General features: G+C 69.7%; 1 pseudogene. It reads right to left on the reverse strand.

The features are described from left to right. Window positions 1-219: 219 nt before the first annotated feature. Window positions 220-1,055: pseudogene (locus tag E1265_RS36325) on the reverse strand (IS5 family transposase). Window positions 1,056-1,269: the final 214 nt, after the last annotated feature.

Below are 1,269 nucleotides of genomic sequence, written 5' to 3' on the forward strand. Positions count from 1 at the left end.
GGTAGAACTCGAGCGGCGCGCGGGGGAGTTCGATTGCTCCTCGGACGACGTCGGCCAGGTCGACGTCGCTGGCGGGGAGGTGGGGCGGTGTTGACATCGACGGCGAGCCCGGCCTCTTGGAGGCGGAGCGTCATGGCGGCGTCGTGGCAAGCCTGGGACGAGCGGGGGTTTTCGCCCACCGTGGGATGACGAGGCCAGCGTGCGTGAGCGCGAGGTGGATTAGGCCGGGGCGGGTTTCCTCGTCCAGGTCGTGCCGGCCCGGGTGATGCGGCGGGTCATCAGCGTGATCGCGGCCCAGGTGATGAGGGTCTCGGAGTGCTGGGGGAGGCGTTCGTAGTCGCGTGCGTGTCTTCGGGCGTGCATCATCCAGGCCAGGGTGCGTTCGACGACCCAGCGGCGGGGGAGGACAACGAAGCCGGAGGCGTCCCGGGGCCGTGAGACGGGTTTGATGGTGAGCTTGAGGTACTTCTTCGCCCAGGTCACGAGCTTGCCGGCGTAGGCGGAGTCGGCCCAGACGATGGTGATCTCCGGGTGCATCAGGCGGAGGCGGAACAGGACTTCCTTGGCGGCGGCGGAGTCGTGGAGGTCTGCTGGGTGACCATGACGAGCAGGGGCAGGCCGCGGGTGTCGACCACCATGTGGCGTTTGCGGCCGTTGATTTTCTTGCCCGGGTCGTAGCCGCGGCTGGCCCGGCTGACGGTCTCGGCGGCCTTCACGGACTGGGAGTCGATCACGGTGGCCACTGCTCGGGGGCCTTTGCCCATCTCGCGTCGGATCCGCGCCGAGAGCTGGTCGCGGATCTGGCCGACGACGCCGGCTGCCGCCCAGCGGGCCATGAATCCCCAGACCGTGCGCCAGGGCGGGAAGTCCGCAGGGAGGGCTCGCCACTTGCAGCCGGTGTCCACGACGTAGCGGATGGCGTCGACGATCTCGCGGCGGGGGTGCTTCTCCGGCCGGCCACCCCGTGTGGTCTCGCAGGCCGGGGTCGGCAGGAGCGGTTCGATCAGGGCCCATTCGGCGTTCGTGGTGTCCGAGGGGTAGCGACGGCGACGCATCACGCGGGTCTTCCGGCCAGCGGGTGACCGCCCCCGGGGGCGGGCCCCGGCCCCAGATCGCGGGGCCTGCCCCGGGGCGGCGGTCTTAGAGGTCGTTTTCTCCTGATGTTTTATCCCGTGTTGCGGATTTGATTCTGGTATGTGGGGTCGCGCCAGGTGATGGTGGCTTCGCCGGTGAGGCGGCGGGCCATGAGGTCGGTCATCGCGAGCTGGA

The organism is Streptomyces sp. 8K308 (genome assembly GCF_004348315.1).
Taxonomy (GTDB): domain Bacteria; phylum Actinomycetota; class Actinomycetes; order Streptomycetales; family Streptomycetaceae; genus Streptomyces.